General features: G+C 37.8%; 10 protein-coding genes. 6 read left to right on the top strand and 4 right to left on the bottom strand.

Going from position 1 to position 10,115, the window contains the following annotated elements; translation table 11 throughout:
* Positions 1 to 7 precede the first annotated feature (7 nt).
* Both UN64_RS18070 and vrrA read right to left on the bottom strand, forming a co-directional pair.
* Positions 8 to 952, bottom strand: a complete 945-nt coding sequence (locus tag UN64_RS18070; protein WP_077365432.1) for a 4-hydroxy-3-methylbut-2-enyl diphosphate reductase — start codon at positions 950 to 952, stop codon at positions 8 to 10.
* Positions 953 to 1,069: 117 nt separating this feature from the next.
* The gene (gene vrrA / locus UN64_RS18065; RefSeq protein WP_171978969.1) at positions 1,070 to 1,672 is read right to left on the bottom strand and encodes a VrrA/YqfQ family protein; all 603 of its coding nucleotides are present in this window, start codon (positions 1,670 to 1,672) and stop codon (positions 1,070 to 1,072) included.
* Between the two features lie 178 nt (positions 1,673 to 1,850).
* On the opposite strand from vrrA, the gene UN64_RS18060 reads away from it, so the two are divergent.
* Positions 1,851 to 3,134: a DEAD/DEAH box helicase gene (locus tag UN64_RS18060; protein ID WP_077365428.1), complete on the top strand. Its 1,284-nt coding sequence runs from the start codon at positions 1,851 to 1,853 to the stop codon at positions 3,132 to 3,134.
* Positions 3,135 to 3,163: 29 nt separating this feature from the next.
* A complete protein-coding gene (locus UN64_RS18055) occupies positions 3,164 to 4,057 on the top strand; it encodes a deoxyribonuclease IV (RefSeq protein ID WP_077365426.1) in 894 nt (297 codons plus the stop codon).
* A 704-nt stretch (positions 4,058 to 4,761) separates the two neighbouring features.
* On the opposite strand, the gene UN64_RS18050 is transcribed toward UN64_RS18055, so the two are convergent.
* Both UN64_RS18050 and UN64_RS18045 read right to left on the bottom strand, forming a co-directional pair.
* Positions 4,762 to 5,022 carry a DUF2624 family protein gene (locus UN64_RS18050; RefSeq protein WP_171978968.1) on the bottom strand — a complete coding sequence of 87 codons (261 nt, stop codon included), beginning with the start codon at positions 5,020 to 5,022 and terminating at the stop codon, positions 4,762 to 4,764.
* 81 nt (positions 5,023 to 5,103) lie between these two features.
* Positions 5,104 to 6,363, bottom strand: coding sequence for an NCS2 family permease (locus UN64_RS18045; RefSeq protein WP_077365422.1), 1,260 nt, complete (start codon positions 6,361 to 6,363; stop codon positions 5,104 to 5,106).
* A gap of 292 nt (positions 6,364 to 6,655) precedes the next feature.
* On the opposite strand from UN64_RS18045, the gene UN64_RS18040 reads away from it, so the two are divergent.
* From UN64_RS18040 to UN64_RS18025, 4 genes are all read left to right on the top strand, one after another.
* The gene (locus tag UN64_RS18040) at positions 6,656 to 7,405 is read left to right on the top strand and encodes a metal ABC transporter ATP-binding protein (RefSeq protein ID WP_077365420.1); all 750 of its coding nucleotides are present in this window, start codon (positions 6,656 to 6,658) and stop codon (positions 7,403 to 7,405) included.
* A gap of 2 nt (positions 7,406 to 7,407) precedes the next feature.
* Positions 7,408 to 8,277 carry a metal ABC transporter permease gene (locus UN64_RS18035; RefSeq protein ID WP_077365456.1) on the top strand — a complete coding sequence of 290 codons (870 nt, stop codon included), beginning with the start codon at positions 7,408 to 7,410 and terminating at the stop codon, positions 8,275 to 8,277.
* A gap of 15 nt (positions 8,278 to 8,292) precedes the next feature.
* On the top strand, positions 8,293 to 9,213 hold the full coding sequence (locus UN64_RS18030) for a metal ABC transporter substrate-binding protein (protein WP_077365418.1): 921 nt from the start codon (positions 8,293 to 8,295) through the stop codon (positions 9,211 to 9,213).
* A 132-nt stretch (positions 9,214 to 9,345) separates the two neighbouring features.
* A complete protein-coding gene (locus UN64_RS18025; RefSeq protein WP_077365416.1) occupies positions 9,346 to 10,005 on the top strand; it encodes an HAD family hydrolase in 660 nt (219 codons plus the stop codon).
* Positions 10,006 to 10,115 lie beyond the last annotated feature (110 nt).

Below are 10,115 nucleotides of genomic sequence, written 5' to 3'. Positions count from 1 at the left end.
TTTTTTGTTATTTTTTCTCTTTTACTTTTGGAAGGATTCGGTTTAACTGAACCTTGCGTTCTTTTTTCCAAGTTTCTTGATTTTTTTCATCATAATTTTTAAGGAAATCGATGACTTCTTTTGTAATCGGCGTTGGTGTAGACGCACCAGACGTAACCCCAACTTTTTCAACTCCCTCTAACCACGCTAAATCGATCTCAGATACATCAGAAATTCGATATGCTTTTGTCCCGGCAATCTCTTCTGAGACTTGTGCAAGGCGGTTAGAGTTATTGCTTCGAGGGTCACCTACAACAAGTACTAAGTCACAGTCACCAGCTTGATTTGCGACTGCCTCTTGACGGACTTGGGTAGCTAAACAAATTTCTTTATGCACTTCCGCTTTTGGATAACGAATTAATAGCTGTTTAATAAGTTCGGCAACATCCCACTGACTCATAGTTGTTTGATTTGTAATAAGAATCTTTTTACTTTTTACATTTAATAATTCCAAGTCTTCCTGATTTTCAACAAGATGTACGATATGAGGTGCGATTCCTATAGCACCTTCAGGCTCAGGGTGACCTTTTTTTCCAATATAAATAATTTCATAGCCTTCGTTTTCTTTTTCTCTGATTAGATCATGCGTTTTTGTAACATCTGGACATGTTGCATCTATTTCATAGAGTCCTTTTTCGTGAGCGATGCGTCTGACTTCTGGAGAGACACCGTGAGCAGTATAAATTACCGTTCCTGATTCAATGTTACGAATGATATCTAAACGATTGTTTCCATCAAGTGTAATGATTCCTTCATCTTCAAAGGCATCTGTTACATGTTTGTTGTGGACAATCATCCCAAGAATATAAATGGGTCTAGGCAGAGTTGGATCGTTTGCTGCCTGACGAGCCATTACCATAGCATCTACCACACCATAACAATATCCCCGGGGAGATATTTTAATAATTTCCATATTGGACCTCTCCTTTATTCATATAAAAGACAGCACAGATGTCTATGCTGTCTTGGGAGATTTACTTCTGTATTTCTTTATTATAAAGGAGAGAACATAAGAACTCAAACACTATACTTATACGTATAGCTTCGGTCCTGAGAGGTGATAACCTTTAGGCATAGTTGTTTTTGGTGCTGCAGATACTAATTTGGTATTAGCCGGTGCCTTTTTTAATTTTTGAGCTTGCGGCTGCTTAGTTGTTTTTGAAGATTTTGCATCTGGCACAGTTACTTTTTCTTCTGTATCTTTCTTTCTTTTTTCTTTCTTTTTTGGTTCTGGATTTTCTTTTATTTCAGCATTTTTTTCTTTGTTATCCGCTTTCTTGGAGGTATCTGCCTCAGCGCTGTTCTCGGCTTTCGTTTCTGAACTGCCGCTTTGAAAGTCTTTAAATGCTGACATTATGGATGGCAGGTTTCTCATCGCCGGTCCATACTGTTTAATCATAGGTCCCATAGTTTCAGCAACTTTTAAAACTTTTTGTACGTTGTTTAGCATAGTGAAAATACTAGTTCCGCCAGTTATACTTCCTCCACTGCCAATGGTCCCTAAGAAACGGTCAACAGACCCTGCATGACGCGGCATTCCATGTATACCATTCAAATTTTGCATATGAGGATTTACCTGAAATGGCTGCATTGGATGCTGAGGCTGAGTTGGGTATCTGTAAAAAGGCTGCATAATTCCCCCTCCTTTCCAAAATAATACGCTCATAAACAGAATATGAATTCAAGAAAACATGTGTGATATTTATCCCGGTTTTCTTAACGAAAATCAAGGATGATTGGCGGAAATACGAAACTTACTCTATAATACTAAAAGTGAATAGATTTATATTTGAAAAAGAAAAGGTGAGCGTATGAAATCTCCGTTTGAACGGTTAAAAATAAATGAATCGCTCCAAGCTGCATTAAGTGGTATTGGATTTGAAAAACCAACTGATATTCAAGAACGTGTCATTCCAGGAATCATTAATGGACAAGACATGATCGGGCAATCTCAAACTGGATCTGGGAAAACATTTGCATTCTTGCTTCCGTTAATGCACAGGATCGATATTCAAAAAGAAGAGGTTCAAGCTGTAATTACAGCACCTACACGTGAATTGGCACAGCAGATTTATAATGAATTCCTGAAAGTTTCAGAAAAAATGCCTGAAGATAAACAGATTAAAGCAAAAGCAATAGTCGGTGGAACCGACAGAAAAAGAATGGCAGAAAAGCTTAAGACAGTTCCGCAGCTTGTTATAGGTACACCGGGACGAATCAAAGACCTGGTGAATGCACAAGAACTAGTTGTTTATACAGCTAACATGCTCGTAGTTGACGAGGCTGATCAGATGCTGGACATGGGCTTTATCGAAGATGTTGATATGATCGCATCCCGCATGGCTAATGAACTTCAAATTATGGTTTTCTCAGCAACTGTGCCTGAGAAGCTGCAGCCTTTCTTGAAGAAATACATGAAGAATCCAAAACATGTGCATATTGAACCTCAGCATATTACAGCTAAAGATATAAAGCATGTTCTTATTCAGACAAAACATAATGATAAGCTTCCTATGCTGATTAAAACGGCGAAAAACTATAATCCGTATTTTGCTATTATTTTTGCCAATACCAAAAAATCAGTAGATGAAATTGCTGATGCAATGGCTGCTGAAGGATTGAGCGTAGAGCGTTTACATGGGGATATACCACCTCGGACGAGAAAGAACATTATGAAGCGAGTACAAAAGGCTGAATTTCAATTCTTGGTTGCAACTGACCTAGCTGCAAGAGGAATTGATATTAAAGGTGTCAGCCACATTATTAACTATGAGTTTCCAAAGGATCTTGATTTTTATATCCATAGAGCTGGCCGGACAGGCCGTGCAGGCATGTCAGGTATCTGTGCCTCTCTGTTTGAACAAACGGACCAGCATTCTGTACAAAAACTGAAAGAGAAAAAAATCAGTTTCACGTATGAACAATATAAGAATGGTGAGTGGGTAGCTGTTAAGCAAAGAGAAAAGAGTACAGCTTCCAAGGAGCAGGATGGTATTTATGTACCTAAACCTCGTAAAGTTAAACCGGGCTATAAAAAGAAGATGGATGAGCAAAAGAAAAAGTTAATGAAAAAGAAAAGAAGAAATCAAAGATAGAGATTACTGCGTGGAGAAGAGGGGAAAGTATGATTAAAATCGGTTCACATGTCTCAATGAGCGGCAAGAAAATGCTTTTAGCTGCCAGTGAAGAGGCTGTTTCTTATGGTGCAAACACTTTTATGATCTATACAGGAGCACCTCAAAACACGAGACGAAAAAAGATTGAAGACCTTAATATCGAAGCTGGAACGAAACACATGATTGAAAACGGCATCGCTGATATTGTCGTTCACGCACCTTATATTATTAATATAGGAAATGCAGTAAAGCCCGAAACTTTTGAACTGGGTGTTGACTTCTTAAGAAGAGAGATTGAACGAACAGAAGCCTTAGGAGCAAGGCAGATTGTTTTGCATCCGGGTGCACATGTAGGGGAAGGTTCCGAAATTGGAATTAAAAAGATTATTGAGGGCCTCAATGAAGTGTTAACGAAAGAACAAAATGTTCAAATTGCATTGGAAACCATGGCAGGTAAAGGATCCGAATGCGGAAGATCGTTTGAAGAATTAGCACAGATCATTGATGGAGTTACCCTTAACGAAAAACTTTCTGTTTGTTTCGATACATGTCATACACATGATGCAGGGTATGATATCGTAAATGATTTTGATGGGGTAATGAATCAATTCGATAAAATTATTGGCAAAGACCGTATTAAAGTTTTTCATATTAACGACAGTAAAAATATATGCGGTGCATCAAAAGACAGACATGAAAACATTGGCTTTGGCCATATTGGTTTTGATGCTTTAAGCTATATTGTCCATCATGAATCGTTTAAGGACATTCCAAAAATTCTTGAAACGCCTTATGTTGGTACAGATAAGAATAATAAGAAACCACCTTATCAATTAGAGATTGAAATGATAAAAGCAAAACAGTTTGATCCAGATCTTCAGAACAAACTTCTTGCTCAATAAAAGGACATTTATAGAGCAAACTCTGTTGTTTGGAAGTGGTTGATCTCTGTTTCAGGTGCTCGCTTTCCGCGGGGCGGGCGGTGAGCCCACTCGTCGCTTTGCGACATTGAATGGTCTCACCTGTCCCGCTGATCCCGCAGGAGTCACGCACCTTACACTCCAATCAACTAGTCGAGGAAGCGAATCGACAAAAAATGTTCAAAAACAATAAGCCATAAAAAAAGACCGCAAGCAGTTGGCGGTCAATGAAAAACCGGTTGAATTTCAACGGTTTTTTTATAAACAGCAAAAAACAAGGGCTTCGGATGGAATTAATTTGCGAAGCCCTTGTTTTTATCCTTGCCTTACCCTTTTTTATTTCATTAACTTCATGATTCTTTTTAAATTTATCGCAAATATCGTGACGAAATCTTGCATTTCCATGCCAATCAGACCCGAGGATGAAGTCATCTGATATCACCTAAACGTATTTGATTTCTTTATTATACAGAAAAAAAGATCAGACTCCCTCGTTAATGCGAGGTGGTTTGATCTTTCTTTTGAATTAGTGATACAAACATGTAGTGATTGGAGCGGAAGGGTACTGACTCCTGCGGGACGAGTGGGACAGGTGAGATCCCTAAAGGCGCGTAGCGGCAGGGGGCTCACCGCCCGCCCCGCGGAAAGCATGTACCCTGGAGCGGAGATCCCCGCATTCAACATTTTTATCTGTCAATGTATGTCTGGATTAAGTACTGAATATAGTTCGCTTTTTCAGGACTGACTTCTTTTGCGATCGTTGCAATAATTTGTTTACGCTGACTAAGATTTTTTATATCAATAGTCTGCCGGCGTAATATGTTTACGATTTGAACGGCTTCTTTTTGTGAAATAGGAAGCTGATATTGTGCTGCAAGAGATATTAATTCGTTTGGGCTGATTGTATTCAGTTTTTGGTTAACAAAGTGCACAACAATTGGATTCATAAGAAACTCCCTCCTGACTTTTTTATTGTATGAGCCAGGAGCGGAGAAAGTGCTAAAAAAGACTCTGGAAAATATCAACATTTAAATGATGGTGTGAAGTACAAAGTTCATAAAAAATAAGAACGCTATTACATACATTGTAGTGGGAACTTGCTTTTTTTGGCCAGACATCCATTTAATCAAAGGATAGGCAATAAATCCAAAAGCAAGACCATCAACAATACTGTATGTTAAAGGAATTAACGCGATAATTAAAAATGATGGAAACATTTCAGTGAAGTCAGCTAATGGAATATGCTGGATCTGCTGAACCATAAGACCGCCAATTATGATTAAAACCGGCGCAATGGCACCATCGGGAATGTAAGCAATGAACGGAGCTGCAAAAATGGATCCAATAAATAAGATAGCAACTGTTATGCTTGTTATTCCAGTTCGACCGCCTTCCGTTATTCCAGAGGCACTTTCTACCGTCGAAATAGTCGGACTTGTTCCGAATAATCCAGATACGATAGAAGAAGCAGCATTGGCTTGAAACGCTTTAGGAAACTTTTTCTGATCTGGCAGCAATCCATATAACAATCCCATGTTTTCAAACGTAATGATCATGGTGAGTGAAAAAGTAGCGATCCAGAAAGATAGTTCCGTAATTCCAGAGAAATCAAAAGCGAACAGCAATTCACCAAAAGGCTTAAATGAAAATCCTTCAGACATTCTTTTAACTTCTTGAGTATGTCCCATCATAAAACCAATGAAAGTCGTTATAGCAATACCGATCAGGAAACTACCTTTAACGTTTTTTAAGAACAAAGCAAGTGTTATTGCCAGGCCAGCCATGGTGAGAATAGCATCAGGACGGTCTAAGTGTCCTAATTTAACAAAAGTGTCAGAGCTGGCTTCAATAATCCCGCCTTTTTGAAGTCCGATAAATGTCAAAAATAAACCAATACCTACAGTAATGCTATGCTTTAAAGATTCAGGGATACTTTTAGAAAGTATGTCCTTTAAAGGGGTAGAAGCAACAATTAAAAAGAAAACACCTGATAAAACAACAGCGGCGAGTGCTTCTTGCCAGCTTAAATTCATTCCTTGAACAATCGTATAGGTGAAAAAAGCGTTCACACCCATACCTGGTGTAAGAATAATAGGTGCGTTTGCATACAGTCCCATAATTAAACACCCAACTACAGAAGTAAGAATTGTCGCTAGTATAACACCCTCATATGGCATTCCAGCATCCGCTAATATTAAAGGGTTTACAATAATAATATAGGCGATCGTGAAAAATGAAGTTATACCTGCGAGCATCTCTTTTTTTATTGAAACTCGATCTTGTTTCATGTATTCCTCTCTTAAAACTAAAAAACAAACCCTCTCCCACCCAGCAGTTGCCTGCCAGAGATGATTATATAGCAAATGTAGAAATATGGCTAGAAAAAATCATTTACAATCTTGTGTCCACACTATATAATTTGACTTAAGTAAAAAAGTTGCCCAAAGGAAACATTTTCTTTTGTTCAATTTAGTCACTTTCAACTATTTCGACACATACATTGTGAAGGGATTATTTTTTTAATTAAAAGTTGCATAAAGGCAAAAGAGGTTGCCAAGCGAAAAAGGAGGTCTTTTTTCTATGAAATATGCATTAGAGATCGAGCGATTGTTCGTCTCATACCTAGGAAATCAAGTTGTAAAAGACATTACGTTTTCTGTGAAAAAAGGAAGTCTTGTCGGTATTATCGGGCCAAACGGGGCAGGTAAATCCACCTTGATGAAGGCGGCTTTAAACTTAATTTCCAAAGATAAAGGCGATATAAAAATATTCGGTGAACCGTTAAAAAAATGGAAAAAGAACATTGCTTATGTGCCTCAGCGCTCAGATATTGACTGGGATTTTCCTATCACTGTAATCGATGTAGTACTGCTGGGTACTTATCCTAAACTAGGTCTTTTCAAACGGCCTTCCAGAAGTGATAGAGAGTGGGCGCAAGAATGTTTAAAAACGGTCGGAATGGAGAATTTCAGCGGTCGTCAGATTGGAGAACTCTCGGGAGGACAGCAGCAAAGGGTTTTTCTGGCGAGAGCTCTTGCTCAAAAAGCAGAATTATTTTTTCTCGATGAACCTTTTGTTGGTATTGATGTGGCTAGTGAAGAAACCATTATTAACATTCTGAGAGATTTAAAAAAGGAAGGAAAAACGATTCTTGTCGTACACCATGATTTAGGCAAAGCTGAATCGTATTTTGATCATCTGCTTTTATTAAATCAGCACATGATTCACTATGGTGCATCTGAAGAAGTGCTTCAGCCGGAAGTGATTACGAAAGCTTACGCAAATCAATTTTCATTTCTTCAGCCAAAAGGGGTGAATGTTACATCATGAATATGAATATGATCGATTTTTTCGAAGCGCTATTTCAGTATGAATTTCTTCAAAAAGCGTTGTTTACTTCTGTAATGGTCGGTGTTATATGCGGAATCGTAGGATGTTTTATCATTTTAAGAGGAATGTCATTAATGGGGGACGCTATATCCCACGCTGTTTTGCCTGGAGTTGCAATAAGCTATATGTTAGGAATCAGCTTTTTCTTCGGAGCAGTTATTACAGGAGTATTAACTGCCATTGGAATTGGTTATGTCAGTCAAAACAGCAGGATTAAGCATGATATGGCGATCGGTATCATGTTCACGAGTATGTTCGCAGTAGGGATCGTAATCATCACTCTCATGAAGAGCAGTGCAGATTTGTATCATATCTTGTTTGGAAATGTTCTGGCTGTTCGAATGAGTGATATGTGGATAACAGTAGGTATTGGCGTTCTAGTAATCGGGCTTGTTACTTTATTTTATAAGGAACTGCTTGTTTCGACATTTGATCCGACAATGGCTCAAAGCTATGGCCTTCCGAATAAATGGATTCATTATGCACTTATGGTGGTTCTTACAATGGTCACCGTTGCTTCTCTTCAAACAGTAGGAATCGTTTTGGTAGTGGCAATGTTAATCACTCCGGCAGCAACCGCTTATCTGCTTACTAATAGATTGTCAGTCATGATTTATCTTTCGGCATTCTTTGGGATAATCGCTTCTGTGTTCGGATTGTACTTTAGTTTTATTTATAATCTTGCATCAGGTGCAACGATCGTTTTGGTTTCTGCATTTATGTTTGCAATGGCTTTCTTCTTTTCTCCTTCTCAAGGATTAGTGTGGAAAGCGCTAAAAGCGAGAAAGAACAGAGCAGAGCTGATGCGATAAAAGGGAGGAATTTAAATGTTTAAAAAGGCAGCAAGTCTTATTTTAGCTGGAGCGTTAATAGCGGCATCAGCAGGATGCAGTTCAGGAAAAGAGGAATCTGAAAAGGTAGAAGTAGTTACGACCTATTCGATTATTTATGATTTAGTTAAAAACGTAGGCGGAGATAAAGTAGATGTACACAGTATGGTTCCGATTGGTTCAAATCCGCATGAATATGATCCGCTTCCAGAAGACGTTTTAAAAACGACTGATGCAGATGTTGTTTTCTATAACGGCCTGAATCTTGAAGAAGGTAATTCGTGGTTTAAAAAGCTTTTAAAGACCGCAGATAAAGATGGAAAAGATGCACCTGTCTATCGGGTAAGTGAAGGCGTGAAAGCCATTCATCTTGAATCAAAAGGATTGGAGAAAGAACCTGATCCTCATGCATGGATGAATATCAATAATGGAATCATCTATGTTGAAAACATTAGAGATGCACTTATAAAAGAAGATCCAGATAACAAAAAATATTATGAACAAAACGCAGAAAAATATATTTCAGAATTAACGAAACTGCATGATGAAACGTTAAGTGAAATTGCTAAGATCCCAGAAGAAAAACGAGTTCTCATTACAAGTGAAGGGGCTTTTAAGTATTTTGGAGAAGCTTACAATATGAACACAGCATACGTTTGGGAGATTAACTCTGAAAACCAAGGTACGCCGCAGCAGATCAAAAGTCTTGTTGATTTTATTAAACAAGGAAATGTTTCCGCTCTATTTGTAGAAACTAGTGTTGATCCAAGAAGTATGGAAACTGTGTCTAAAGAAACCGGGGTACCTATAAAAGGAAAAGTCTTTACTGATTCTTTAGGCAAGCCTGGTGAAGATGGAGATTCATATAAGGAAATGATGGAATGGAACACAAAGACAGTTATTGAGGGAATAAAATAAATAGTTAGTTACTAAACAGAAGCTGAATCAAAAATTTCAGCTTCTGTTTATTTATTTCTGAACATTTTGATCTATAATAATGGAATATGTCATATTGAATATTGGATATATACATAAAGGCAGGTTGGAATAATGAGTATTAAAGCAGTTTGTTTTGATATGGATGGAGTTGTCGTCCATACGATGCCGCACCATGTAGAAGCATGGCGCTTTGCATTCAAGGAAAAAGGATATGATCATAATGATCTTGAGTTTTATTTAAGAGAAGGGATGCCCGGCCGAAAGACGATAATGGATATTTTCAAATCCTATCAACTGCCGGTAACTGAAGAAGATATTGAAGAGATTTATGTAATAAAAAGAAATTATTTTAAGGAAAACGCAAATTATGCATTTATTAAAGAGACCTTATCTCTTTTAAAGTACCTATATAAAAAAGAAATACCAATTTCTTTAGTAACAGGAAGCAGAAGAGAATTTGTAGAGGAAGTGCTTGAGAAGCTTCCTGTAGAATTCCATTCTGTTATAACAGGGGACGATGTAAAAGAAGGCAAACCATCACCAGAACCATATCTGAAAGCAATGAGTAATCTTTCCTTTGTTCCTTCAGAATGGCTCGTAATTGAAAACGCACCGCTTGGAATAGAATCGGCGAAACAAGCTGGGGCTTTTTGTTTGGCTGTTGAAACAACACTTAAAGAAAAATATTTAACGAAGGCTGATGTGATTGTTTCACCGCCACAATTAAAACATACGGTGAAAAGATTATTAAGTTCCGAATCAGAGCTTTAAAGGATTATGAAAGTAGTACGGCATGCAGATGTATCAAGCATGTTGTTTTACTTTCTATTTTTTTCGTGTATACTATGAGACAGTTTAAATCGTACTCATTACTACTTATA

This window comes from Fictibacillus arsenicus (assembly GCF_001999465.1).
GTDB lineage: Bacteria > Bacillota > Bacilli > Bacillales > Fictibacillaceae > Fictibacillus > Fictibacillus arsenicus.
The sequence above is the reverse complement of the archived record's forward strand: the minus strand, read 5'-3'. Positions and strand labels throughout refer to the sequence as shown.